Source organism: Roseicyclus sp., from assembly GCF_965662675.1.
In the GTDB taxonomy this organism is placed as follows: Bacteria; Pseudomonadota; Alphaproteobacteria; order Rhodobacterales; family Rhodobacteraceae; genus Roseicyclus.
The window spans coordinates 1-24,640 of sequence record NZ_CBFIIK010000030.1 but is presented as its reverse complement, the minus strand read 5'-3'; the positions used below and the strand labels follow the sequence as shown (position 1 = coordinate 24,640).

19 protein-coding genes are annotated in these 24,640 nt (G+C 64.6%); 12 read left to right on the top strand and 7 right to left on the bottom strand.

Features of this window, described 5'->3' with window-relative positions:
• The coding region (locus tag ACTG4J_RS07065; RefSeq protein WP_439138246.1) for an AAA family ATPase at positions 1-384 on the bottom strand (384 nt) is incomplete at its 3' end.
• 110 nt (positions 385-494) lie between these two features.
• Positions 495-2,312 carry a serine protease gene (locus tag ACTG4J_RS07060; protein WP_439138244.1) on the bottom strand — a complete coding sequence of 606 codons (1,818 nt, stop codon included), beginning with the start codon at positions 2,310-2,312 and terminating at the stop codon, positions 495-497.
• A gap of 191 nt (positions 2,313-2,503) precedes the next feature.
• Between ACTG4J_RS07060 and ACTG4J_RS07055 the strand changes: the two genes are divergently transcribed.
• The 8 genes from ACTG4J_RS07055 (at position 2,504) to glmM (ending at position 13,045) form a co-directional block, all read left to right on the top strand.
• Positions 2,504-3,424, top strand: a complete 921-nt coding sequence (locus tag ACTG4J_RS07055; RefSeq protein ID WP_439138243.1) for a glycine--tRNA ligase subunit alpha — start codon at positions 2,504-2,506, stop codon at positions 3,422-3,424.
• Between the two features lie 34 nt (positions 3,425-3,458).
• The gene (locus tag ACTG4J_RS07050) at positions 3,459-3,920 is read left to right on the top strand and encodes a DUF6446 family protein (protein WP_439138242.1); all 462 of its coding nucleotides are present in this window, start codon (positions 3,459-3,461) and stop codon (positions 3,918-3,920) included.
• Between the two features lie 80 nt (positions 3,921-4,000).
• Positions 4,001-6,076, top strand: coding sequence for a glycine--tRNA ligase subunit beta (gene glyS, locus ACTG4J_RS07045; RefSeq protein WP_439138240.1), 2,076 nt, complete (start codon positions 4,001-4,003; stop codon positions 6,074-6,076).
• Between the two features lie 101 nt (positions 6,077-6,177).
• Positions 6,178-8,691, top strand: a complete 2,514-nt coding sequence (locus ACTG4J_RS07040) for a putative PEP-binding protein (RefSeq protein ID WP_439138239.1) — start codon at positions 6,178-6,180, stop codon at positions 8,689-8,691.
• A gap of 202 nt (positions 8,692-8,893) precedes the next feature.
• Positions 8,894-9,568 carry a cell wall hydrolase gene (locus tag ACTG4J_RS07035; protein ID WP_439138238.1) on the top strand — a complete coding sequence of 225 codons (675 nt, stop codon included), beginning with the start codon at positions 8,894-8,896 and terminating at the stop codon, positions 9,566-9,568.
• 73 nt (positions 9,569-9,641) lie between these two features.
• On the top strand, positions 9,642-10,580 hold the full coding sequence (locus ACTG4J_RS07030; RefSeq protein ID WP_439138237.1) for a dihydroneopterin aldolase: 939 nt from the start codon (positions 9,642-9,644) through the stop codon (positions 10,578-10,580).
• Positions 10,581-10,658: 78 nt separating this feature from the next.
• Positions 10,659-11,705: a dihydropteroate synthase gene (folP, locus tag ACTG4J_RS07025; protein ID WP_439138236.1), complete on the top strand. Its 1,047-nt coding sequence runs from the start codon at positions 10,659-10,661 to the stop codon at positions 11,703-11,705.
• Entirely contained in the window at positions 11,702-13,045 is a 1,344-nt protein-coding gene (gene glmM, locus ACTG4J_RS07020; protein ID WP_439138234.1) for a phosphoglucosamine mutase, read from the top strand. Before folP ends, glmM begins: the two co-directional genes overlap by 4 nt.
• Positions 13,046-13,111: 66 nt before the next feature.
• On the opposite strand, the gene guaD is transcribed toward glmM, so the two are convergent.
• The gene (gene guaD / locus ACTG4J_RS07015) at positions 13,112-14,398 is read right to left on the bottom strand and encodes a guanine deaminase (protein ID WP_439138232.1); all 1,287 of its coding nucleotides are present in this window, start codon (positions 14,396-14,398) and stop codon (positions 13,112-13,114) included.
• A gap of 105 nt (positions 14,399-14,503) precedes the next feature.
• Here guaD and mgtE point away from each other — a divergent pair, with 105 nt between their 5' ends.
• Positions 14,504-15,904: a magnesium transporter gene (gene mgtE / locus ACTG4J_RS07010; RefSeq protein WP_439138230.1), complete on the top strand. Its 1,401-nt coding sequence runs from the start codon at positions 14,504-14,506 to the stop codon at positions 15,902-15,904.
• A gap of 76 nt (positions 15,905-15,980) precedes the next feature.
• Here mgtE and ACTG4J_RS07005 read toward each other — a convergent pair whose 3' ends face one another.
• Positions 15,981-19,223 (bottom strand): hypothetical protein, encoded by a 3,243-nt coding sequence (locus ACTG4J_RS07005; protein ID WP_439138229.1) that lies wholly within the window; start codon positions 19,221-19,223, stop codon positions 15,981-15,983.
• Between the two features lie 198 nt (positions 19,224-19,421).
• A complete protein-coding gene (locus ACTG4J_RS07000; RefSeq protein ID WP_439138227.1) occupies positions 19,422-20,714 on the bottom strand; it encodes an O-acetylhomoserine aminocarboxypropyltransferase/cysteine synthase family protein in 1,293 nt (430 codons plus the stop codon).
• Between the two features lie 270 nt (positions 20,715-20,984).
• Here ACTG4J_RS07000 and ACTG4J_RS06995 point away from each other — a divergent pair, with 270 nt between their 5' ends.
• From ACTG4J_RS06995 to ACTG4J_RS06985, 3 genes are all read left to right on the top strand, one after another.
• On the top strand, positions 20,985-21,359 hold the full coding sequence (locus ACTG4J_RS06995) for an NADH:ubiquinone oxidoreductase subunit NDUFA12 (protein WP_439138247.1): 375 nt from the start codon (positions 20,985-20,987) through the stop codon (positions 21,357-21,359).
• Positions 21,360-21,446: 87 nt separating this feature from the next.
• A complete protein-coding gene (gene mlaD / locus ACTG4J_RS06990) occupies positions 21,447-21,905 on the top strand; it encodes an outer membrane lipid asymmetry maintenance protein MlaD (RefSeq protein WP_439138225.1) in 459 nt (152 codons plus the stop codon).
• Positions 21,905-22,477, top strand: coding sequence for a DUF2155 domain-containing protein (locus tag ACTG4J_RS06985; RefSeq protein WP_439138224.1), 573 nt, complete (start codon positions 21,905-21,907; stop codon positions 22,475-22,477). The genes mlaD and ACTG4J_RS06985 overlap by 1 nt, the downstream gene beginning before the upstream one ends.
• Positions 22,478-22,483: 6 nt before the next feature.
• On the opposite strand, the gene aat is transcribed toward ACTG4J_RS06985, so the two are convergent.
• Together aat and accC are read right to left on the bottom strand one after the other, a co-directional pair.
• Positions 22,484-23,143, bottom strand: a complete 660-nt coding sequence (gene aat / locus ACTG4J_RS06980) for a leucyl/phenylalanyl-tRNA--protein transferase (protein WP_439138222.1) — start codon at positions 23,141-23,143, stop codon at positions 22,484-22,486.
• A 139-nt stretch (positions 23,144-23,282) separates the two neighbouring features.
• Positions 23,283-24,629 carry an acetyl-CoA carboxylase biotin carboxylase subunit gene (accC, locus tag ACTG4J_RS06975; RefSeq protein WP_439138221.1) on the bottom strand — a complete coding sequence of 449 codons (1,347 nt, stop codon included), beginning with the start codon at positions 24,627-24,629 and terminating at the stop codon, positions 23,283-23,285.
• Positions 24,630-24,640: the final 11 nt, after the last annotated feature.

The window sequence follows — 24,640 nt, the reverse complement described above, 5'->3', positions numbered from 1 at the left end:
CAGGATGCCCTCGTGAAACTCCGTCACCTGCTTGCCGTCGCGCAGCTTGATCGCATCCTTGCCGATCAGGTCGATCCGGCTGATATGGCTGTCGAGGTTCACGCGCACGCAGGGCCAGTTGAGCCGTGCCGCGACCTGTTCCACATGGGTGGATTTACCGGTGCCGTGGTAGCCTTGGATCATCACGCGGCGATTGTGCGAAAAGCCCGCGAGGATGGCCAAGGTCGTATCGGGATCGAATTTGTAGGTCGAATCGATCTCGGGCACACGATCGGAGCGATCGGCGAATGCCTTGATTTTCATGTCGGTGTCGATGCCGAACACCTCACGGACCGAAAGCTCCTCGGTGGGTTTCGCATCCATGCTCAAGCTGCCGTCTGCCATGGTGTCCTCGATCTTGCCCGGGGGAATGTCACGCTCGTGGCATGCAACATATCGCGGGGGCCTGCAAGGGAAAGGCTTTCCTCAATTCAGGCAAGATCCGGCCAAATCTGTCAGTTCCAGCAAGACACAGTTACCGTCATCTCGGCCCCCAGACGGGCCAAAAGCTCGCGGTTGAGGGTGGCATCGCGCGTCGAGGGGCGCGTGGCGATACCGGCCGCGCGCAGCGCCTCGCCAAGCTGGTCGGCACGCAGTGCCAATGTCACATTCTCGGGCAAGGCACGCCCACCCGCCACGCCGGGAAGCACCATGCCCAGAACCGTGCCGGCGCTGTCGAAGACGGGGCCGCCCGCCTCGCTATCAGCGGTTGCGACATCAAGGCGCTGCACCGTCTCTTCGCCATTTATGCCTTGCAGATCGGCCAAGGTGCCGAAGGCCATCGATGCGCCGCCCAAAGCCCCGTCAAAGGGGAAGCCAGCAACCGCGATATCGGATCTGACCCGCCCCGGCGCGGTCGCCAACTCGGCAAAGCTCATCGGGGCCAAGCGTTGTAGCGGGCGCAACACAGCAAGGCCCAGTGCCTCGTCGCGTAGGGCGATTTCGGCGGGGTAGGCCTCGTCGATCAAGATGCGCGCGCATTGGCCCGCGACCGCCTCGGCGGTGGTCATGACCAGCCCGTTTGCATCGAGATAAAAACCCGATCGCACAAGTTCCGGCGCACGCACGCTAAGCCCTGCGACGAGATCGATTGCTTGCCCATCCTCGGGTGGCACGGCACCGGGCTCAAGCGCCCCATCGAAAGGCCGGAAGCTGTCTTGCATCATTGGCAGCACGCGCGCGATTCGCGCGTCTTGTTCGGGTGGCCAGACGATGGTGAAGCCCTTGACCGCGCCACCCACAAGGCGGGCCTCGGTATGGCTGCGCAGGCTGTCGGACTGCCCGGTCAGCAGGAACCGGTCGCCTTGGCGCGCGCGCTCGCCGGTCAGCGGCACGATCTCGAGGGTCTGCATGATTTCATACAGGCCGAACAGCGTGTTGCGATCACCCGCTTGGCTGATCAGCATGACCTGCACACCGCTTTCGTTGACGGCATCGAATTGCGCGAAGGGAAAGTTGTATTGCGCGAAGCTGACCATCGCCAATGGCAGCGAAATCTCGATCCCGGCACGCTCATCGCGCACCGTGTCCATGCCAAGCGCGGCCAATTCGCCCGCATAGGCGGACAAGAGCGCGGCACGTTGCGCCGTGGTCAGCACACCTGTCGGCTCAAAGCCGTTTTCTTGCTGCCAACCCGACATGGCGCGGCGCGTGCCGGGGCCGAAGGCACCGTCGATGCGTGCATTGTAGAAGCCGAACCATTGCAGCGCGATTTGCAGCGCGTCGCGCGCGGGGCGGTCAAGCTGGGCTTCTCCCCGTCGGGCCTCTTGCAGGGTTTCTTCGGGTTCGGGTTCGGGTTCAGCCACGGCTTCGGCGACTGGCGCGGGGGCTTGGGCCGTTTCGGGCGCGCCGGGTTGCGCGTCTGGTGCGGCTTCGCTGGCCGTTGGCGCTTCGGCTGCGGCCAATGCCTCGGCACCGATGGGAAAGACCTGCGAAGAATAGGGCGCGCCATCCACGATGAAGCTGTCGCGCGGCACCAGCCCACGAGCCAATAAATCACGCAACACAGCCGGCGCATCGGCGGCATCATAGGGGCCAAGCGCGATGGCGTAGAGCCCGGTTCTAGCCCGGAAGGCGTTCACATCGGGCAAAACCTGCGCATAGGTGCGCGCGCGGTTTTCGGTGGTTGCCAGGGTCGTATTGCTTTCGATTTGCACAAAGACCTGATCTTGCGCCTGCGCGGTCGATGGCCATGACAAGATCATCGTTAGCAACACTGCGGCGAACCAGCCGCAAATTCCGCCAAATTCGCCTGCGCACATCATTCTCGACATCGTTTTCACCCCAATTCCGCACCATTACACAGCGCAGAGTCCCGTTTCGGACCACATTCGCGTTACGCAATGGAATGCACCGGATACCATTGGTTTTGCAAGTCAGCCGCGCGCCCCAGGCGCGTTGACCACGGGCAAGTGTGACACTAGAGAGGCGCAGCCAGACCCCAAAAGAACCAGCGAGCGCGCCCATGCCCGATACCCCGCGGAGTTTTCAGGAAATCATTCTCAAGCTGCAGGCCTATTGGGCCGCGCAGGGCTGCGCGATCATGCAACCTTATGACATGGAAGTCGGCGCGGGCACCTTTCACCCGGCCACCACGCTGCGCTCGCTTGGCACGCGCCCTTGGGCTGCGGCCTATGTGCAGCCGTCGCGGCGGCCGACCGATGGGCGCTATGGCGAAAACCCCAACCGTTTGCAGCATTACTACCAGTACCAAGTGCTGATCAAACCCAGCCCCCCCAACCTTCAGGCACTTTATCTGGGTAGTCTCGAGGCGATCGGGATCGATATGGCCCTGCATGATATCCGTTTCGTCGAAGATGACTGGGAAAGCCCGACGCTGGGTGCTTGGGGTCTGGGATGGGAGGTGTGGTGCGACGGGATGGAAGTGTCGCAATTCACATATTTCCAACAGGTCGGCGGCCATGACTGCCACCCGGTCTCGGGCGAGTTGACCTATGGGCTTGAGCGTCTCGCGATGTATGTGCTGGGCATTGATCATGTGATGGATATGCCCTTCAACGATCCCGCAGCGCCGATCCCGCTGAAATACGGCGATGTGTTCCGTCAGACCGAAGAGGAATATTCGCGCCATAATTTCGATGCGGCCGATACCCAGACATTGCTGCGTCATTTCGAGGATGCCGAGGCCGAATGCGCGCGTCTGCTCGATCAGCCCGCCCAAGACCCCAAGACCGGCAAGCGCATCATCATGGCGCACCCGGCCTATGACCAGTGCATCAAGGCCAGCCATCTGTTCAACCTGCTCGATGCGCGCGGGGTGATCTCGGTCACCGAACGCCAAGCCTATATCGGTCGCGTGCGCGCGCTGGCCAAGCGCTGTGCCGATGCCTTTGTGCAGACCGAAGCGGGCGGGTGGGCCGCGTGAGCTTGGGCGTTTGGCCTGCAAAGGGGCTGGCGCGATGAGCGGCAAGATCATCGCCATCGCGATCATCATGATCACGGCGCTTTTCGCGGCGGGGCTTTGGTATGCGCAGACACGGGCCTATTTCGACCCCGTGGACGCTGCCGATCTGGAGGTCAGCACAACCACGGGTGCGCGTTCGGCACTGGCACATAGCGATTTTCGTGGGATCGATGCGGCAAGCTCTCCCTTGCGGTTCCGGGCCTGTTTCCGCCTCGATCGCGCAGCGCTGGCGGTGTTGGACGGGGCGGTGACCCATCCCGATCCGACCCCGCTGATCGCGCCGGATTGGTTCGATTGCTACGATGCGCGCGCGATCGGTGAGGCGATTGCCACCGGCGCGGCGCGGGCCGTGTTGTCGGTGCATGATATCCATCGCGGCGTGGACCGTGTGATCGCTGCTTTTCCCGATGGGCGTGCCTTTGCGTGGCACCAGTTGAACGGCACCCTCGATCAATAACGCCCGTATCGCGCGCTTGCCCCTCGGGGCGATCCGCGCGATACGGGCGGCCAACCCCTTTGCCCGTCAAGGACGCGACGATGCCCGATCTGCTTTTGGAGTTGTTCTCCGAGGAAATCCCCGCCCGGATGCAGGCGCGCGCCGCCGATGATCTCAAGCGTCTGGTGACCGAAGGTTTGGTGGGCGCCGGGCTGACCTATGCCGCCGCCGGGGCCTTTGCCACGCCCCGCCGCTTGGTGCTGACGCTTGAGGGCTTGAGCGCGCATTCCCCCACCACCCGCGAGGAACGACGCGGGCCGCGCACCGATGCGCCCGAACAGGCAATCGAGGGGTTCTTGCGCGGCGCGGGGCTGAGCCGCGACCAACTCGAGGCGCGCGCCGACAAGAAGGGCGAGGTCTTCTTTGCCGTGATCGAACGCGCGGGCCGCCCCGCCGCCGAGATCATCGCCGAGGTCGTGCCGCAGGTGATCCGCGATTTTCCATGGCCCAAATCCATGCGCTGGGGGGCGGGCACGTTGCGCTGGGTGCGGCCGCTGCAATCGATCTTGTGCATTCTGTCGGACGAGGCGGGTAGCGATATCGTGCCCTTCGATGTCGATGGTATCGCATCGGGAAACACCACCGAGGGGCACCGCTTCATGGCGCCCGCGCGTTTCGCGGTGACCCATTTCGACGACTACGCGGCCAAGCTCAAACGCGCCCATGTCATGCTGTCGGCCAGCGAGCGGGCCGAGCATATCCGCCATGACGCCGAACAGATGGCCTTTGCCGCAGGTCTTGAACTGGTCGATGATCCGGGGCTTCTGGCCGAGGTGGCGGGGCTGGTCGAGTGGCCGGTGGTCTTGATGGGCACGATCGAGGATCGCTTTCTCGACCTTCCTGCCGAGGTGCTGCAAACCTCAATGCGGGAGCATCAGAAATTCTTTTCCGTCCGCAACTCCAAAACGGGGCGGATCGAACGCTTCGTGACCGTCGCCAATGTCGAGACCGCCGATCACGGTGCGACGATCCTCAAGGGCAACCAAAAGGTTCTGTCCGCGCGGCTGTCTGATGCCGCGTTCTTTTGGGAAAACGACCTGCGCGTGGCGCGTGCGGGCATGCAAGATTGGCTGGACGGTCTGGCGAAAGTCACTTTCCATGCCAAGCTTGGCTCTCAGGCCGACCGGATCGCCCGCATCGCAGCACTGGCGCGCGAGATCGCGCCGATGGTCGGTGCCGATGCCGATCAGGCCGCGGAAGCGGCACGGATCGCCAAGGCCGATCTGCGCTCGGAAATGGTGGGCGAATTCCCCGAATTGCAGGGCGTGATGGGCCGCTATTCCGCCTTGGCCGCTGGCCGTGCGCCGGAAGTGGCCGATGCCTGCCGCGACCACTGGAAACCGATGGGCGCAGGCGATGATGTTCCCACCGCCCCCGTATCGCTTGCCGTGGCGCTGGCCGACAAGATCGACACGCTGACGGGCTTTTGGGCCATCGACGAAAAGCCAACCGGCTCGAAAGACCCCTACGCGCTGCGCCGCGCCGCCTTGGGCGTGGTGCGGATGGTGTTGGAAAATGGGGTGCGGGTCGGGTTGGGGCCGATCGCTGACGCCGCATTCGCCGCGCATCGCGATGATGCAACCTCCGAGGCGACGTCTTTGGAAGCCTTCTTCCACGACCGCCTCAAGGTCCACCTGAAGGACGAGGGTATCCGCCACGACATCATCGACGCAGCACTGGCCAAACCGCCCGCCGACGACCTCTTCCTTGTTGTGGCCCGCGCCCGCGCGCTGGCTGCTTTCCTTGCCACGCCGGATGGCGAGAACCTTGTCCAAGGCTACCGCCGCGCGGCTAATATCTTGCACCAGGCGGAAAGTGCCGATGGCGTGGAATACCGCTATGGCGCGGATGTGAAATTCGCCGAAACCGCTGAAGAAAAAGCGCTTTTTTCCGCTCTCGCCACCGTCGAGGCCGCGATCAAACCCGCGCTTGGCGCCGAGGATTTCGCCGGTGCGATGACGCAGATGGCGGCCCTTCGCGCGCCCATCGACGCGTTTTTCGAAGCCGTGCAGGTCAATGCCGAGAACCAGATCGTGCGACGCAATCGCCTTAACCTGCTGCATCGGATCGTGGAAACCTGTGGCGCGGTGGCCGATCTGTCCAAGCTCGAAGGCTGACAAGACACGGCGTCAGAATTTAATGACAGTTTAAGCTATGGTTTTTCTGGACACTTCGCCCTGCGGTTGTATCTAATGCTGCAGGTGCAAACGAGGCATCCATGCTGACCACACCCGATTTTACCGAAGTGACGCCAAGTGCCGAGATTCGCACCTCGACACATGGCAACCGTGCGAAGTGCCTCCAGCGGTTGATGCGGCTTGGCCTGCCAGTCCCGCGCACCGTGGCCTTGGGGTTCGAGACCGTGCGGGCCATCGCCGCCGGGCGCATGCCCGATATGGAATCGCTGATCGGCGTCTTTGGCCCCGGCGCGCTTGTCTCGGTGCGCTCTTCCTCGCAGATGGCCGATTGGGGCGGGCCGGGCACGATCCTCAATATCGGGATGAGCGATGCGAAAGCGGCCGAGCTGGCCCAGACGCATGGCCAAGATGCCGCCGACGCGCTTTATGTCAGCTTCATCCGTTCTTTTGCGGTCGATGTGCTGCGCCTCGATGCCGATGGCTACGAGGGTCCGATGACGCCCCGACTGGCCAAGGCCGCGTTCGAGACCGAAACCGATGAGCCCTTTCCACAAGACCCCGCCGAGCAATTGGCCGAGGTGCTGAAATCCATGGCGCGCGCATGGGAAGGCACCACCGCGCGGCTGCTCAGACAGGCGCAAGGCGCACCCGTCGATGCGGGTTTGGGGTTGGTGGTGCAGGAAATGGCGCTGGGCATTGGCCAAGGCTTGTCCGGTTCGGGCGTCGTGCAATTCGCCGCCCCCGATACGGGCGAGGCGCAGGTGACGGGCCGCTGGCTGCCACAGGCGCAAGGTCGCGCGGCGCTGTCCGAAAGCGATGCGCAATTCATCGTGAAAGACCCGCGCGGGCGCGCGCTCGAAGATGTGGCCACCGACATCGTTGCCGATCTCCGCGCGGCGGGCGTGCTGACGCGTGAGCGTTTGCGCGAAGAGATGCAGTTGGAATTCACGTTGATGAATGGGCAGCTTGCCATTCTGGACGCGGTGAAAAGCCCCCGCTCTGGCCGGGCCGAGGTGGCGATTGCCGTGGCCTTGGCCGAGGACGGGATCATCACCCGCGACGAGGCGCTGCTGCGTATCCCGCCCTTCACGCTGAACCAGCTTTTGCACCGGCAGGTGGCGCCGGGCGCCTTGCGCGATGTGCTGACGCGCGGGATCGCGGGCGCGCCGGGTGCGGCGACGGGCAAGATCGTGTTCTCGGCCAGCGCGGCACAGGCCATGGCCGCGCAGGGCGAGGCCTGCATCCTCGTGCGGCGCGAAACCAGCCCCGAGGATATTCGCGGCATGCATGCCGCCCAAGCGATCCTGACAGAGCGCGGCGGCATGACCAGCCACGCCGCGGTGATTGCGCGCGGGCTTGGCCTGCCTTGCGTGACGGGGGCGATCCGGCTGCAACTCGATTCCCGCAAGAAGACCCTGACCGTGCCGGGGCGGCGCATTTTCCATGAAGGTGATGTGATCACGCTCGATGGCTCGACCGGCGATATCCTGGTAGGCAGCGTGCCCTTGGTCGAACCCAGCCTTGGCGGTGCATTCGCCACCTTGATGGATTGGGCCGATGCCGCGCGCGATATCGGTATCCGCGCCAATGCCGACACGCCCGAGGATGCGGCGATGGCCCAACGCTTCGGTGTCGACGGGATCGGCCTTTGCCGGACCGAGCACATGTTCTTCGACCCCGCGCGCCTGACCGTGATGCGCGAGATGATCTTTGCCGAGAACCCTGCGGATCGCGCGGCAGCGCTTGACCGGCTCTTGCCGATGCAGCGGGCCGATTTCATCGAATTGTTCCAGATGATGCAGGGCCAGCCCGTGACGATCCGGCTGTTCGACCCGCCCTTGCACGAATTCCTGCCCGGTGACCGTGACGGCATCCGCGCACTGGCCGAGGCGTTGGACCTCCCCGTCAGCCGTGTACAGGCGCGCATCGAAAGCTTGCAGGAATTCAACCCGATGTTGGGCATGCGCGGCGTGCGTTTAGGCGTCACCGTCCCCGAAATTTACGAGATGCAGGCCCGTGCGATTTTCGAGGCGACGATCAAAGCCTCGACCAAGGGTGCGCCCGTGGTGCCCGAGATCATGATCCCGCTGGTTTCGGCCCGGCGCGAGGTGGAATTGGTCAAGGCCCGTGTCGATGCCATCGCCGCCGAGGTGAAATCGAAAACCGGGCAGGAATTCACCTATCGCCTTGGCGTGATGGTCGAAACCCCCCGCGCGGCGCTGCGCGCGGGCGATATCGCCGATCATTCGGCCTTTTTGTCCTTCGGCACCAACGACCTGACACAGATGACCTATGGTCTGTCACGCGATGATGCCGGGCGATTCATGTCGGATTACGTGCAGCAAGGCGTTTTCCCCGAAGATCCGTTCCAGCAACTCGACATCGACGGTGTGGGTGAATTGATGCTTTTGGGTGCCGCGCGCGGGCGCGCAGCGCGCCCTGATCTTGTGCTGTCGATCTGCGGCGAACATGCGGGTCATCCCGGCACGATCGCCTTCAGCCGCAAGGCGGGCTTCGATTACGTCTCTTGCTCGCCGTTCCGGGTGCCGGTGGCCAAACTCGCGGCGGCGCAATTATCCATTCAAGACAGATAATTGCCACCCGATGCTCATGTCTTCGTCGCGGTCGTTAACCATTCGGTATCACCAGTTGTCTAAACCTAGAGGCAGCGAAAGGCGCGTCCGCTAGATTCAGTGCCGATTTGGTGCTTTCCGTCCTGATGGATAATAAACCGAATCAGCGGCAGTAGCAGTGATCGACCGAAGCGGGGCGACAGACCTCGGAAAGGATATGCGAATGGCAAAGCCAAGACGCTTTCTTGCCTTGTGCGGGGCCATGATCTTCATGGGTGCGTCGCTTGCGCATGCCGATGTGTCCTATAGTGCCTCCAATCCCGCAAGCAGCGCCGATCTGGGCCTGCGCATCGGTGCCTTGATGGGGATCGAGGCCAGCTCGCTCTCCGAATTGTCGGGTGAGCGGTTGCGCCGGATCGGCACGCCCTTCACCGCGCCCAGCCGCGGTGGTCCACGCCATGTGATGTCGACCCGGCAGCTTGATGCCATGCCGCGCGTGCGCGGGAACCGGCAATGGCGCTGCATGACCGAAGCGATCTATTTCGAAGCACGCGGCGAAGAGATCGAGGGCCAATATGCGGTGGCCGAGGTGATCTTGAACCGCGTCGATCACGCCAATTACCCCGCGACTGTCTGCGATGTGGTCAATCAGGGGACTGGCCGGCGCTATGCCTGTCAATTCACCTATACCTGCGACGGCATCCCCGAGGTCGTCACCGATCAGCGTGCATGGGATCGCGCGGGCAAGATCGCGCGCATCATGATGGATGGCGCCCCGCGCAACCTGACGGCAGGGGCCACGCATTACCACGCCGATTACGTCAACCCGCGCTGGGCGCGCGTCTATCCGCGCACGGCGCGTTACGGCACGCATATCTTCTATCGCCAGCAGTATTGATCGGTCGCGGAAAGCGCGTGTCGTGCCGCCTGTGGACATGGATCGGCCGTGCTGGTCGTGCTAGGTCGCGCCCATGAAGAACGAGATCACATTGGCCTTCGGCCATCCATCGGAACGGGCCAAGGCGCTGGCGGGCGATCCGCCGCGCGACCGCATCGCCATGACCGACCACCGCCGCGAGGTCGAGATCGGCGCCTTTCAGGCCGAGCGCGGCGTCACCCAGACCGTGCAGTTCGATGTCGTGGTTGAGGTCGCCACCCGCGCCGAGCAGGCGGTCGATGATGTCGATCGTATCCTGAGTTACGACACCATCGTCGAGGCGATCGACGCGGCGCTGGCCGCCGAGCGGGTGAACCTGCTCGAGACACTGGCCGCGCGCATTGCCGATCGCATCCTGACCCATCCCTTGGCCGCGCGCTGCATCGTGCGCATCGGCAAGCTGGACCGGGGGCCTTACGTGCTGGGGGTCGAAATCCTGCGCAACGCGCCCGAGGGGCGCAAGCGTGTCTTCCTGCCCGACGATGCCCCCCATCCGCGCATCGTTTTCCTCTCGGCCAGCGCCATCGCCCGCCCCGATCTGTCGGCCATGCTTGATCAGTTGGAGGCAGCGGGCGCGCCGGTGATCTTGTGCGTGGGCCGCCCCGAAACCCCGGCCCCGCGCGCCATGCATCTGATGCCGCAACGCCGGATCGACTTGTTGGCCATCGAGCAGGCGGCATGGGTTCTGGCCTCACGCGATGGGCGCTGCGTGGTGGTCGATAGCCGGACCGAGCTTGATTGGGCCATGCGCCACGGGCAGATCAGCGTCTGGGCGCCCTCCAAGCTGGTGCTCGATGCTCATGACGGGCCTGCCGCATCGGTGACCGAGCCATTTGCGCTGGCGATGTGGCTGGCCCAAGCCTTCGAGGCGCGCGAGGTGCTGGCCTTTGGTGCCGCTGCCGATGCCGCGCCGTCGGTGGGCGTGTCGGTACGCCATCTCGGCCCACTCGCGCCCTTGCCGCCGCAAGCATAGGGCGCGGCGGCACCTGCTTGCGGTGAATTCGGTATCAGGGGCTTGCCAAGAGCGGGGCGCGGGGGCTACGGGCCGAATATGCGCAATTTCTACCTACGACCCATCCCATTGACCGATCCCGCAACAGCGGGTGCGGGGCTGCGGCTTGCGGGTGGTTGGGTCAGTTTCACCCATCTCGAACGCCTGCGCCGCGATGGCCTGCCCGAGATCGTGGCGGCCTCCGATCTGTCGGACTCGGAACTGGCACCCTTCGTGACGCCGCGCGCACCCTTTGCGGGCTTGTCCTTGGCGCGGCCCGCGCTGATGGGCATCCTGAACGTCACGCCCGACAGTTTCTCGGATGGCGGGCTGCATGGCGAGGTGGCCAGCGCCATTGCGGGGGCGCAAGCGATGCTGGCCGCGGGGGCCGATCTGATCGATATCGGCGGCGAATCGACCCGTCCCGGCGCGGCCGAGATGGCCACTGCCGACGAGATCGCGCGCATCCTTCCCGTCATCACCGGCTTGCGCGCGGCCGGGATCACCGCGCCGATCAGCCTTGATACCCGCAAGGCGGCGGTGGCGGCGGCGGGGCTTGCCGCGGGTGCCGACGCGATCAACGATGTGTCGGGGCTGCGCCATGATCCGGGCATGGCGGCCCAAGCCGCCGCCCATGCCACCCCGCTCATCGTGATGCATTCCATCGGCACGCCCGAAACGATGCAGGCCATGGCCGCTGAGGCCTATGGCAATGTCTTGCTCGATGTCTATGACGCGCTGGACGCCATCATCGTGCAGGCCGAGGCGGCGGGTGTGGCGCGCGCCCGCATGATGGTCGATCCGGGCATTGGTTTTGGTAAGACCATGGCGCAGAACTTGGCGCTGTTGGAACGTCTCAGCCTGTTTCACGGGCTGGGCTGTGCCATACTGCTGGGCGTCTCGCGCAAGGGGATGATCGGGTCGATCTCGGGCGAGGCCACCGCCGCCAAACGCGGGCCGGGATCGGCGGCCATTGGCCTATGGGCGGTGCAACAGGGCATACAGATGCTACGCGTTCATGATATAGCGATGCATAAACAGGCTTTGGCGCTGTGGCAGGCTTTGGCCGCGCCATGTGTCTTGGGGCAGGAAGAGCGGGAAAGATGACGAGAAAGCTGTTCGGGACAGATGGCGTGCGCGGGCGTGCCAATAGCTACCCCATGACCGCCGAGATGGCGCTGCGCCTCGGCGCGGCGGCGGGGCGCTACTTCCGCCGCGATGGCAGCCGGGCACACCGCGTGGTGATCGGCAAGGATACGCGCCTGTCGGGCTACATGATCGAGACCGCGCTGACGGCGGGTTTTACCTCGACGGGGATGAATGTGCTTTTGCTCGGGCCGGTGCCGACACCGGCGGTAGGGCTGTTGACGCCCTCGATGCGGGCCGATGTGGGCGTGATGATCTCGGCCAGCCACAACCCGGCCGAAGACAATGGGATCAAGTTTTTCGGCCCCGACGGCTACAAGCTGTCCGATGAGGCGGAGGCCGAGATCGAGGCGCTGGCACTGGGCGATATCCAGCCTGCGCAAGCCGCCAATATCGGACGGGCCAAGCGCATCGATGATGGCCGTTTCCGCTATGTCGAGCGGGTGAAAAGCAGCTTTCCCCAAGGGCGTACGCTGGACGGTCTGAAGGTGGTGATCGATTGCGCCAATGGCGCAGCCTATCGCGCGGCCCCCGAGGTTTTGTGGGAATTGGGGGCCGAGGTGGTCGCCTTGGGCGTGACGCCCGATGGCACCAACATCAACGCAGGCGTCGGCTCGACCGCACCGCAGGCGGCGGTGGCGCGCCTGCGCGAGACGGGGGCCGATGTGGGCATTTGCCTTGATGGCGATGCCGACCGGGTGATCTTGATCGACGAGACCGGGGTGGTGGCCGATGGTGATCAGATCATGGCGCTATTCGCGGCGCGCTGGGCCGAGGAGGGGCGGCTGAAGGGTCATTCGCTCGCCACGACGGTGATGTCGAACCTGGGACTTGAGCGGTTTTTGGCCGCGCGCGGTGTGGGGTTGCACCGCACATCGGTGGGCGATCGCTATGTGGTCGAGGCGATGCGGGCGCATGGGCTGAACCTTGGTGGTGAACAATCGGGCCATATCGTGATGACCGATTACGCGACCACGGGTGACGGGCTGATCGCGGGTCTGCAGTTCTTGGCCGAGATGGTCCGCACGGGCCAGCCGGCCAGCCAGCTTGCGCGCAGTTTCGAGACCGTGCCCCAAGTGTTGAAGAATGTCCGCTATGCGGCAGGGCAGGCACCGTTGGAGGTATCGGCGGTCAAGGCGGCGATTGCGGCGGGCGAAGCCAAACTGGCCGGCCACGGGCGGCTTTTGATTCGGAAATCCGGCACCGAGCCCCTGATCCGCGTCATGGCCGAGGCCGAGGATGAGGCGCTTATGCGCGGCGTCGTGGACGACATCGTGGGCGCTGTCGAGGCGGCGGTATAGGGGGCGCTGCCCCCGCCGCGCTTTGCGCGTCCCCCCCGGGATATTTTCGAAACGAAGAAGTGAAGGTTAGGCCCGGGTCGGGCGACCCGCGACATAGACCTGCGCGATGGCGCGATCATCGCCCATCATGATCGTCGGAAACACGGCCTGCCAGATATCTTCGGCGCGGCTTGCGGCCTGTGCGATGGCTGGGGTGGCGGCGAGGTCGAGGACGACCAGATCGGCCTCATATTCGGGCGCGAGCCGGCCGATCTTGTTTTCAAGGCGCAAGGCCGCTGCGCTGGCGCCCGTGGCCAGCCACAAAAGCGCGGCCGGATGCAGCGCCATGCCGCGCAGCTGGGCGATTTCATAGGCGGCGGCCATGGTGCGCAGCATGGAAAAAGACGACCCGCCGCCGGTATCGCTGGCAAGCCCCACCCTGAGCCGGTCGCGCAGTCCCATATCGAAGAGGCCCGAGCCGATGAAGCTGTTGGAGGTCGGGCAATGAACGAGGGCGGCGTCCATCTCGGCCAGCCGGTCGATCTCGCGTGGTTCCAGATGAATGGCGTGGCCATAAAGCCCGTTCGGGCCCAAGAGCCCATATGCCTCATAGGTGTCGAGATAATCGCGCGCCTTTGGGTAGAGGGATTTGGCCCAAGCGATCTCGTCGGTCTGTTCGCTCAGATGGGTCTGCATCAGGCAATCGGGATGCTCGGCCCACAGCGCGCCCAGTGCCGCCAATTGCGCCGGTGTCGAAGTCGGCGAAAAGCGCGGCGTGATGACGTAGGACAGCCGGTCCACCCCGTGCCAGCGCAACAAGAGCGCGCGGCTGTCATCATAGGCCGATTGGGCCGTATCGCGCAGATAGGCAGGGGCCGTGTCGCGATCCATGCAGGTCTTGCCTGCCAAGGCACGCATCTTGCGGGTTTGGGCGGCGGTGAAGAAGGCCTCGACGCTTTGCGGATGGATGGTGCAATAGCTCGCGACCGTCGTGGTGCCATTTGCGAGCAGCAGGTCGAGATAACGCCCGGCGATCTGGCTGGCATAAGCGGGGTCGGAAAAACGCGCCTCTTCGGGAAAGGTGTAGCTGTTGAGCCAATCGATCAGGCGTTTGCCCCAGCTCGCGATGATCGCCGTCTGGGGGTAATGGGCATGGGCATCGATAAAGCCCGGCAGGATCAGCTTTGCGCCGTGATCGGTGATCTGCGCCGCGGGATGGTTTTGGCGCAGCATGTGTGCCGGCCCGATCGCTGCGATCTTTCCCGCGCGGATCAGCACCGCGCCATGCGCTTCGTGCCGGACCGCGCCCAGTCCCAAGGCGGCCGGATCGCCCGCGAAGGCAAGTGTCTGTCCAAGGATCAGCTGATCGGTCATCGCGGTTCCTTTCGTGACGAAAAACCCCAAGTCCAGTGATAGCCGCCTGCGCCGCGCTATGTTAGTGGCAGAGCAAGATGATAGCTGCAAGGACAGGGGGCTGACATGGCGAGCCAAGATGACCAGGTCCTGAACCGTGAGGACGATGAGGCGCGCGATGTCTACGCGCTGGACGAGAGCTTGCGCGGGCAGCTGAGGCAATTGGTTGCCGCCGGTGACGATGCGGCCATCGATGCGCTGATGGATCCCCTGCATCCGGCCGATATCGCCGATCTCTTGGAGCAGGTCTCCGATCATGAGCGCGCGGCTTGGCTGGCGCTTTGGTCGCGCGGCATCGATGGCGAGGTCTTGTCGGAGCTTGATTGGGGCCTGCGCGAAGAGGTCATCGGCCTGTTGCCGCAAGATGTTCTGGCCGATGCGGTACGCGAGCTTGACAGTGACGATGTCGTCGATCTGGTCGAGGATCTGGAGGATGACCAGATCGAGGCGATCCTCGATGTGCTGGAGCCATCCGATCGTGTCGCGGTGGAGCAGGCTCTGGCCTATCCCGAGGAATCGGCTGGTCGCTTGATGCAGCGCGAGGTGGTCCATGCGCCCGAGCATTGGACCGTGGGCGCGATGATAGATTATCTGCGCACGCGCAAGCTGGAACTGCCAGAGCAATTCTATCATGTCATTCTGACCGATCCCCGGATGAAGCCCACGGGCTATGTCACGCTGGGGCGGCTTTTGTCATCGCCGCGCGCCACGGCGCTGCGCGATGTGGTCGAGGATAGTTTTCGCACCATTCCCGCCACCCAGCACGAAGATGACGTCGCCTACGCCTTTAACCAATATCATCTGATTTCGGCGCCGGTCGTCGATGAGGATGGGCGGCTTGTGGGTGTGATCACCATCGACGACGCGATGATCGTGCTGGATGAAGGCGCGCAGGAGGATTTGCTGAAACTCGCCGGTGTGGGCGAGGAGTCAAGCCTGTCCGACCGGGTGATCGAAACCACCAAGCAACGCTTTCCCTGGCTTTTCGTGAATTTGATCACGGCCATCCTTGCCTCGCTCGTGATCGCGCAATTCGAAGCGGCGATCGCGCAGATCGTGGCGCTTGCGGTGCTGATGCCGATCGTGGCCTCGATGGGTGGGAATGCGGGGACGCAATCGCTGACCGTGGCGGTGCGCGCGATCGCCACGCGCGACTTGACGCGGTCGAACCTGATGCGGGTCGTGCTGCGCGAAGGGGCCGTGGGCTTGATCAACGGCTTGGTCTTTGCCGCCGTGATGGGTGTGGTCGGACTTGTCTGGTTCGGCAGCCCGGCCTTGGGGGGCGTGATCGCTGCGGCGATGGTGATCAACCTGTTGGTTGCGGGTTTGGCGGGTATCTTGATCCCCGTCTTGCTCGATCGGTTGAATGTCGATCCCGCCTTGGCCTCGGGGGCTTTTGTCACCACGGTGACCGATGTGGTGGGTTTTCTGGCGTTCTTGGGGCTGGCGGTGCTGTTCTTGCTATAATCGACCTTGGGTGCGCCTAAAGGCAAATCTGCACGTCGGGGAGAGATGTCGGGTGCGCCCTCAGGCGCACCCGCGATCAGCCCGGAATTTCCAGGGTGATATTGCGGCCGTTGACCACGTATTGCAGCGAATCCGTGCCAATCGCGGCGACGCGGCCACCATCGAGACGGTCGCCAACCGCCACGCGCACGAAGCGGCCCGACGACAGCCGCACAAGGGCGCTACGGTTCGATGATGTGCCGGTGATCCCGATCAGGTTGATATCGCGCAGGCGGATCTCGTTGCGGCTGGTGGCGGCGCGCGCCACATCGGCATTTGACGGGATCGAGGGCGCTGGGGCGAAGGCGGTGGCCGTGACGGTGGCGGGTTCGGCGGGGCGGCGTGTTGCAGCCGCGACGATGGTCGCGAAATTCGCGGGCCGCAGGCTCGGCACGCGCGAGGCGGCGACGGCGCGCGCGGTGCCGCCTGTCACGGGGGCTGCGGGGGCGGCCTCTTCGGTGGGGGTGCGATCTGCTTGCGGAAACAACGAGGCCTGCGCAGCGGCTTCTTGTGCCGATCTTGGGCGGATGGTCGGCCGCATCGCGGCGAGTTCCGTCCGGCTGAACCCACCAAGCAACTGACGCTCTCGCGTTTCATCGAGGTTGACGGGGCGCTGACGCGGTTGGATCGTGCCCAATATCGCATCTTCGACATTCAAGCTGGCCGTGGGCGCCGTCTGTTCTGGCGCGATCTCGCGCGGGCGGGGGATCGCCGCGACAACGGGTTGCCCCAAGATCACGAAGGCGCCTTCGGGGGTCAGCACACCTTCGGCGGTCGCGGTGACAAGCCCGCGCGCATCGCGGTCGATCTGTGCGCCAAAAGCAGGCGGCGCGGGTACGCGGCGAAACAGTTCGCGCACATCGATGCGCGGATCGGCCAAGGCCACCGCGTCGAAGGCCACGACCTCGGGGTCGATCGAGGCGATGTAGATATCATCGGTAAGGGTGAAGGGGCTGAAAAACGGCCGCTCGGGCGGGCGGGGCCAAATCCGTTGCGCCGCATAAAGCGCCTCGGCCTGCTCGCGCGTCGGCAACAGCTCTTCGGGCATGGGCGGCAGCGGCGGCAGGTCGAGATCGGCATCAATATCGGGAAGCGCCGTTGTCACCGGGACGGGGGCCGCCGGTGCCGGAACAGTCGGGGCGATGCTGGCGATCTCGGCATCTTCCGCCAGCGCGCTATCGGCCAACTCTTCGGGATCGGCGGTGTTCGCAACTGGTGGCGCCGGCGCAATATCCGGTGTCGCCAGCGTCGCGACCGGCGGGGAGGGGGCGGGTATTGGCGCCGGCTCTGCGGTGTCGGATTGGGCCGTTTGGTTTGTATTGCCGCCACCGAAAAGCCGCGCCATTGGGCTGTCGGGCAAAAAGACCACCGACCAGATCGCGATCAAGACCAGCAAGATCAGCAAGATCACAGTCAGCACCAATCCGGTGCGCAGCGATGGGCCAACCGCTTGGCTGGACTTGCGCGCCAATAGCCCTGCGGCCAATGCGCTATCCGCGCCACCCGCGCCGCTTGCCGCGGGTTTGCCCGCCCCGGCGCCGATGAGGCGGGCGGCTGGCGTCGGCGCGGCATCGCTTGGTGCTGTTTCAGAGGGTGCCGCCCCGCCATCCAAGGCAGCTTTCGCGGCTTGCGGTGCGGCTGGTTCGGGTTTCGGGCGGGCCTTGCTTGCGTCACGCACCCGCGCCAATTGGGCAACGAAGGCGCTGCCCGGACGGTCCGCCGTAGCGTCCACGCGGCGCGCGGGCGGGGTGGTCACCTCGGGGTGGCGCTGCTTGTCGGTCTTCTCGGTCGGCACGGCGCCGAAGCCCAGCCTGCCGCGCAAATTCGCGACGATCTTGCCCGTCTCGGCGCCCGCCCCAGCGCCCGGCTTGGCCCCAGCGCGGCGTTTGGCGCTGAAACCAAAGATCGGCCCCGTCGTCGTTTCAGCCCCGTCTTGCGCAGTGTCGGGCGTGCCGCTGATTGTTACCGGAGTGGCTGTTGCACCGCTTGGCCGCGCCGGTGTGGTCTCGGGCTTTTCGGCGGTCAATTTGCGCCCGTCTGTCGCGGGGCGGGCAACTTTGCCACGCGCGGCGCTTGGTGCGGGGGCCTCGGGTGCTGGCGATGTCGGTGCCGGCTCAGGCTCCCGCGCCATGTCGGGTGTATCGACATCCGCGATCGGGGTGATCGTGCGGTCGAACATCGGATCGAGCAGTGCCGCCAATGCGCCCATCTCTTGGGGTGGGGCATCGTCACCATCTTCTGACTTGTCCGCGCCAGACCGATCGTCCGCTGTCGGCGCTTCCCTGCCTGGCGCGGCGCGGACAGGCTCTTGCCCCTCTTGCTTGGTCTCAGCATTGGCGCCTGTGTCCGCCGCGCTGTCGGGTGTCGCTTCTGGCGCAGCCGCTTGATCGGCTTCGGACGCGGGCAGGTCCGGTGCCGCCTCCTCCAAGGTGGCCTCCGCCTCGGGCGTTGCCTCGACTTGCGCCGCGGCGTGAGGCACGGCAGGCGCGCTTGCAGGCGCCGCACTTGCCAGTGCCAGTTCGGATTGCGGCTGTGCGCCGTCGTCGTCCTTGGGGGCGGTCTTTTTCTTGCCCTTGGGCTTGGCCACCGGCTTTTCGGCGGTGCCGGCTACGGCCTGTTCGGGCGGGGGCGCGTCGCCCAGCACCTCATCGGCCTGCGGGTCCGCATCTGGTTGCGGCGATTGGGCGACCTCTTCCGGCGCGGCCGAAGGTTCGGGGGTTTCGATCTCATTCGGGTCTTGCGGCGCAACCCACAGATCGGGGCCAAAGCGCAGATCGGTCGTCGCCGCGGTGATCGCAGCAAGCGCCTCACCGAAAATCGGCATGCCGGGATAGCGTTCGACGGGTGGCATCGCGGCATATCCGGCCGTGACGAACCCGTGTTCGGCTGCGAAATCCTTGGCCTCACCCAGCGTTTCGCGGGCGACGACGGCCACCTTGATACGATCTTCCTCGACCGCGCGCCAATCATAGACCAGATCGGCCACCGCATAGGGCGTCAGCCCATCCAATCCTGCGATGATCCGATCCTGAACCAAAAGCGCGTCATGGGTCGGCGCCGTGAAGGATGTGTAAAGGATCTGATCATCGGGCAAGACCAGCAAAACCGGCGTATCGGCCCCACCGCGCGTGGTGATCGCGGCTTTCAGCCCCGCCATCTCGCCGGACAGGTCATTCGCCGCAAAGGGAACCTCACCGATCAGCGCCCAATGGCCCGCATCCTGGCGATGGGCCAGCGCGATACCTTCCGGCGACAAGAACAGCGCGAAATTCACCGTCACATCAGACCCCAGTTGTCGTCCCCAAACGTCCCGGTCCCCGTCATGGACCCGCTCCGACGCTCTACATCACAATCGCGTCGGGGAAAACACTTGCCCGCCCGCGACGGCGATCTTTGGCCGAAAAAAGCGCATCGACCATCGCGATCAAGGGCAAGGGGCGCGCAAGGCGCACCCCTTTGTGATCAACACGCTTTCGTCTTAGGCCGTGGCGCGCGCCAAGGCCTGATCCAGATCGGCGATCAGGTCATCGGCATCCTCGATCCCGATCGACACGCGCACCACATTGGGCGCCGCGCCGGCAGCTTTTTGCTGCTCGGGCGTCAATTGGCGATGCGTGGTGGAAGCCGAATGGATGATCAGCGAGCGCGTATCGCCCAGATTGGCGACATGGCTGAAGATTTCCAACGAATCGACCAGCTTCATGCAGGCCTCGTAGCCCCCCTTGACCGCGAAGGTGAAAAGCGCCCCCGCCCCCTTGGGACAGACCGTCTTGACCCGGTCGAAATAGGGCGAGCTTTCCAGCCCGGCATAGGTCACGAAATCGATCCGCGGATCGGCCTCGAGCCATTTGGCGACTTTGACCGCGTTCTCCACATGCCGATCCATCCTGAGCGACAGGGTCTCGATCCCCATCAGCGTATAATGGGCGGCCTGCGGGTTCATCGTCATGCCCAAATCACGCAAGCCGATGGCGATACCATGGAAGGTATAGGCCAAGGGGCCGAAGGTCTCATGAAAGCGCAAACCGTGATAGGCGGGCTCGGCCGCCGAGAGCGAGGGGAACTTGTCGCTGGCCGACCAGTCGAAGCGCCCGGAATCCACCACGCAACCGCCGGTGACCGTGCCGTTTCCGGTCAGGTACTTGGTGGTGGAATGCACCACCAGCGTCGCGCCATGCTCGATGGGGCGGCATAGATAGGGCGTGGCCGAGGTGTTATCGACGATCAGCGGCACACCGGCGGCATCGGCCACATCGGCCACCGCGCGCAGATCGGTGATATAGCCGCCGGGATTGGCGATCGCCTCGCAGAAAACGGCGCGTGTGTCGTCGTCGATCGCCTCGCGCAGCGCGTCGAGATCGTCGAAATCGACGAATTTCGCCGACCAGCCGAAGCGCTTGATCGTCTGCGAGAACTGCGTGACCGTGCCGCCGTACAGCCGGGTCGAGGCCACGACATTGCGCCCCGGTGCCATCAAGGGAAACAGCGCCATGATCTGCGCCGCATGCCCCGAGGAACAGCACACCGCCCCAACACCACCCTCAAGCGTTGCGACACGCTCTTGCAGCGCGGCCACGGTCGGGTTGGTCAGGCGCGAATAGATGTAACCCACTTCCTGCAAGTTGAAGAGCGCGGCCGCATGTTCGGCGTCGCGGAACACATAGGCGGTGGTCTGGTAGATCGGCACCTGCCGCGCCCCCGTGGCCGGGTCGGGGCGCGCGCCCGCATGGATCTGCAGCGTATCGAAACCATAGCTTGGACCGTCGGTCATCGGTGTCTCCCCTCAACAAGCGATATTCCGATCAAGCAATAGGCCAAAGCCCGCGACGCGGCAATCGCGTGTCTCCCGAAACCGGTTTCGCTTCTTCGTTTCCCAAATATCCTCGGGGGGTCGAGGGGGGCAGACAGCCCCCTCGCGGATCGGCCCGCCAAGGGCGGGACGATCCAAACCCAAAAGCGCGACCGCATGGCACTGGACGGGCCGCCGCAGTTGGGGCAGAACGCCCCCATCGGACATGCAACTCCGAAAGGGCAGCCCATGATCACCTTTCTCAAGCGCCTCGTCACATGGTGGAACGGCCAGACCATCGGCACCCAACTTTTCACCGCCCGGCATGGCGTGAAGGTTGGCACCGATGCGCAGGGAAATGTCTTTTACCGCTCCAAGGACGACAAGAAGCGCTGGGTGATCTTCAACGGCGAGGTCGAGGCAAGCCGCGTCGACGCCGAATGGCATGGATGGCTCCACCATACATGGGACACCCCCCCGACCGAGGTGCCGGTCGCGCACAAGGCTTGGGAAAAACCGCATCTGCCGAACCTGACCGGCACAGCCGCGGCGCATGTGCCTGTCGGATCGATCCGGCGCGCCGAACCCGCGGCACGCGCCGATTACGAGGCATGGCGCCCCGAGTGAGCGGCGGCAATGCGCCGTTTTACGACAAAGCCCTCTTGGATCATGGCCCGCTTCGCGCCATAAGCGGGGCATGACGGGGGGCTTGCCATGTCGACGCAGGATAACACCATCACCGAGGTTCTCGTGGGCGCGGCCGTGCTGGCTGTCGCGACCGGTTTTTTCCTCTATGCCTCCGGCACGACGGGCGCGGGATCGGGGGGCGAGACCTATGAATTGGCGGCGTCTTTCCGCTCTGCCGAAGGGATCGCCGTCGGGACCGAGGTGCGTTTGGCCGGGGTGCGCGTAGGCACGGTGACGGATATGACGCTCGACCCCGCCAGCTTTCGTGCGCAAACCACCTTCACCTTGCGCGATGATATCGTGCTGCCCGATGACAGCGCGATCGCCATCGCCTCCGAGGGGCTGTTGGGCGGCAACTTCGTCGAGATCATTCCCGGCGGGTCGCCCTTCAACTACGCGCCGGGCGATACCATCACCGATACCCAAGGTGCGGTCAGCCTGATCACCTTGCTGATGCGCTTCGTGTCGGGGGATGGAACGCAGTGATGCGCGGGGCAGTCTTGATCGGGGCGTTCGTCCTCGCGCTTGGGCTGTCGCAAGGGATTGCGCAACAATTCGACAGTTTCGGCGATGGCCCCCTCGAAGGCTTCGCGCCTTTGCCCGAAGGATCGGTCGATCCATCCCTGCCCTCATTGCGCGGCGATGGCACCCTCGCGCCGGGCGGGCCCGAGATCAGCTTGCAGATCACCGATGGACAGTCCGGTGTCTCGCTCGAGGTTTTCCCCGGCGCGGGCGGCGCGATTACCTCGATCAGCCAGCCCGAGACCGCACAGGCGGTGCGCGTGACCTTGCGCGCGCTCGACCGGATGCTGGGCCAACCCACCGATATCGAGATGGGGGTGGGCGAGACGGTGATTTACGGGCGCATCGTCGTCCATGTGCATGAATGCCGCTACCCCAGCGACGATCCCGCTTCCGATGCCTTCGCCTATGTCGAGATCCTCGACCAGGAAGGAAACGGGCTTTTTGCGGGCTGGATGATCGCCTCGGCCCCGGCGATCAACGCGTTGGAGCATCCGCGCTATGATGTCTGGGTTCTGCGCTGCGCGGCGGGTTGAGCCGGGTCAGGGCACGGCCATGCTATCGCGATCGGCGCGGTCGATCGCAAAGAAATCGGCCGGCGATGTGACGGCCATCAGCAATTGGCGCCGATATTCGCTCCGCGCGATCTCTACTGCACCGAGGCTTTCGAGATGCTCGGTGGTGAATTGCGTATCGAATAGCTGAAACCCACCCGCCCTGAGCCGCGTCACCAGATGCGCCAAGGCGATCTTGGAGCCATCGGTGCGGCGCGAGAACATGGATTCGCCGAAATAGGCCGCGCCGAGTACGACGCCGAAGATGCCGCCTGCCAATTCGCCATCCATCCAGACCTCGACGGAGTGCGCATAGCCTTGCGTATGCAGCGACAGATAGGTGGCGTTGATATCGGCGTTGATCCATGTCTCGGGACGGTCGGCACAGGCCGCGATCACGCCGGGGAAATCACGGTTCACCGTGACCTCGAAACCGCCGCGCGCAATCTTGCGACGTAGCGAGCGCGACACATGGAACGCGTCGAGCGGGAACACGCCCCGCCGCTGCGGATCGACCCAGAAAATGCCAGCATGCCCTGCACCGTCGGACATGGGAAAGATCCCTGCCGCGTAAGCCCTGATCATCAGTTCGGGTGACAGCGCCGGGCGAACCGGGCTGAGCATGTCATGCGCCATGAGCGGTGACATAGTATGCGCGCCGGGAAAGTCCTGCGGAAATTGAAAAATACGCGCGAACGGCAGCGAAGGCCCCATCGCGATCAGCTCACCGCCACGGGGCAGCTGCGGAATGTCGCCCGGATCGATCGGATGACCCGGACGAAACCGATCAGCCGAGGTTCTCTGCAAGCCAACCCTCAAGCCAGTGGATCGTGTAATCGCCCGATTGCACCTCGGGGGTTTCGAGCAGCGCATGAAACAGCGGCACGGTCGTGTCGATCCCGTCGATGATCAACTCGCCCAAGGCCCGGCTCAGACGCGCCAAGGCCTCGGGGCGGTCGCGGCCATGCACGATCAGTTTCCCGATCAAGCTGTCGTAATAGGGCGGGATGCGGTAGCCATCATAGATGGCACTGTCCATACGCACGCCCAAACCGCCGGGTGCGTGATATTGCGTTATCTTTCCGGGGCTTGGTGCGAAGTTCGGCAGCTTTTCGGCATTGATGCGAACCTCGATGGCGTGGCCGTTGACGGCCAGATCCTCTTGCTGGAACGACATCGGCAGGCCCGCGGCCACGCGGATCTGCTCGCGTACCAGATCGACACCCATGATCGCCTCGGTGACGGGGTGTTCGACCTGAAGGCGGGTGTTCATCTCGATGAAGAAAAACTCGCCGTCCTCGAACAAGAACTCGATGGTGCCCGCGCCCTCATAGCCCAGATCGGCCACGGCTTTGGCGCAGGTCTCACCGATGCGTGCGCGGGTGGCCGCGTCGATGGCAGGGCCGGGGGCCTCTTCGAAAACCTTTTGGTGGCGGCGCTGAAGCGAGCAGTCACGCTCGCCCAGATGCACCGCGCGCCCACGCCCATCGCCGAATATCTGCACCTCGATATGACGGGGTCGCCCGAGATATTTCTCGATATAGACCTCGTCATTGCCGAACGCGGCCTTTGCCTCGGCGCGTGCGGTGCGAAAGGCGGTTTCCATCTCGTCTTTGCTGCGCGCCAGCTTCATGCCGCGCCCACCGCCGCCTGCGGTTGCCTTGACGATCACCGGATAACCGGCCTCCTCGCCCACGGCATAGGCCGCATCCAATGTCGGCACCCCGCCATCCGAGCCCGGCACGCAAGGCACGCCCAGCTTTTTCATCGTGTCCTTCGCGGTGATCTTGTCGCCCATCAGCCGGATATGGGCTGCCGAGGGGCCGATGAACTTGATCCCGTGATCCTCGACCGCCTGTACGAAGCTGGCGTTCTCCGACAAGAAACCATAGCCCGGATGGATCGCCTCGGCCCCGGTGATTTCGCAAGCCGAAATGATCGCGGCCATCGACAGATAGGATTGCCCCGAGGGCGGCGGGCCGATGCAGATCGCCTCGTCGGCCATGCGCACATGCATCGCGTCACTATCGGCTGTGGAATGGACCGCGACGGTGGCCACCCCCATCTCGCGCGCGGCCCGGACGACGCGCAGTGCGATTTCGCCCCGGTTGGCGATGAGGATCTTTTTGAACATGGGGGCCCCGT

Bases quoted from the DNA above. Each gene is read 5' to 3' on its own strand.
- ACTG4J_RS07050 (WP_439138242.1), top strand. From the start codon at position 3,459: ATGAGCGGCAAGATCATCGCCATCGCGATCATCATGATCACGGCGCTT.
- mlaD (WP_439138225.1), top strand. From the start codon at position 21,447: ATGTCGACGCAGGATAACACCATCACCGAGGTTCTCGTGGGCGCGGCC.
- mgtE (WP_439138230.1), top strand. From the start codon at position 14,504: ATGGCGAGCCAAGATGACCAGGTCCTGAACCGTGAGGACGATGAGGCG.
- ACTG4J_RS07035 (WP_439138238.1), top strand. From the start codon at position 8,894: ATGGCAAAGCCAAGACGCTTTCTTGCCTTGTGCGGGGCCATGATCTTC.
- accC (WP_439138221.1), bottom strand. From the start codon at position 24,629: ATGTTCAAAAAGATCCTCATCGCCAACCGGGGCGAAATCGCACTGCGC.
- folP (WP_439138236.1), top strand. From the start codon at position 10,659: ATGCGCAATTTCTACCTACGACCCATCCCATTGACCGATCCCGCAACA.
- glmM (WP_439138234.1), top strand. From the start codon at position 11,702: ATGACGAGAAAGCTGTTCGGGACAGATGGCGTGCGCGGGCGTGCCAAT.
- ACTG4J_RS06985 (WP_439138224.1), top strand. From the start codon at position 21,905: ATGCGCGGGGCAGTCTTGATCGGGGCGTTCGTCCTCGCGCTTGGGCTG.
- glyS (WP_439138240.1), top strand. From the start codon at position 4,001: ATGCCCGATCTGCTTTTGGAGTTGTTCTCCGAGGAAATCCCCGCCCGG.
- aat (WP_439138222.1), bottom strand. From the start codon at position 23,143: ATGTCACCGCTCATGGCGCATGACATGCTCAGCCCGGTTCGCCCGGCG.
- ACTG4J_RS07040 (WP_439138239.1), top strand. From the start codon at position 6,178: ATGCTGACCACACCCGATTTTACCGAAGTGACGCCAAGTGCCGAGATT.
- ACTG4J_RS07055 (WP_439138243.1), top strand. From the start codon at position 2,504: ATGCCCGATACCCCGCGGAGTTTTCAGGAAATCATTCTCAAGCTGCAG.
- ACTG4J_RS07000 (WP_439138227.1), bottom strand. From the start codon at position 20,714: ATGACCGACGGTCCAAGCTATGGTTTCGATACGCTGCAGATCCATGCG.
- ACTG4J_RS07060 (WP_439138244.1), bottom strand. From the start codon at position 2,312: ATGTCGAGAATGATGTGCGCAGGCGAATTTGGCGGAATTTGCGGCTGG.
- guaD (WP_439138232.1), bottom strand. From the start codon at position 14,398: ATGACCGATCAGCTGATCCTTGGACAGACACTTGCCTTCGCGGGCGAT.
- ACTG4J_RS07030 (WP_439138237.1), top strand. From the start codon at position 9,642: ATGAAGAACGAGATCACATTGGCCTTCGGCCATCCATCGGAACGGGCC.